Genomic DNA, 467 nt, shown 5'->3' on the forward strand with positions numbered 1-467 from the left:
TACATCGCGCAGAAGGTCGAATTGGTAATCATCTGAGCGTCAGCCTGCTCGTCGGCGAACGCGCTGTGGCTGAAGGCTGAAAGCAGAATTGCGGCGGTTAACAGTTTTAAAATTTTCATCATGTTCCCTTATGGATTGAAAAGCGGAGACAGCCTGCCATACGGAGCGGTCAGGAGATGTCCGGCAGAGAAAAAAGTCAGGGTTTCAGAGAGGGAGCCAGTCGCCAGCGGTGAGGTCCAGCAGATTCCAGCACAAAGGCCAGTTGAGCGAGGTCCCGTCTTGCGGTCCGGGGAGATACGTCAAACTGCCGGGTGATGTAGCGAACAGATATTGTCTGACCGTAAAACAGCACCATGGTCAGCCGGATAAGCCGTTCTCCCTGTCCGGTGGCACGTTGCCTGCAACGGCTGGCTTTCATCGTTGCCATACGCGCCATCGGTCCCCTTTCTGAAAAGAATCGAGATGTC

The 467-nt window shown here is 54.4% G+C and carries 1 protein-coding gene; it reads right to left on the bottom strand.

Going from position 1 to position 467, the window contains the following annotated elements; all coding sequences use genetic code 11:
- Positions 1–196: 196 nt before the first annotated feature.
- Positions 197–467, bottom strand: a 271-nt coding sequence (locus RYZ59_RS24600; RefSeq protein WP_318051113.1) for a DeoR family transcriptional regulator, incomplete at its 5' end; no start/stop codon positions are given.

The organism is Citrobacter sp. HN-141 (assembly GCF_033341895.1).
GTDB lineage: Bacteria > Pseudomonadota > Gammaproteobacteria > Enterobacterales > Enterobacteriaceae > Citrobacter.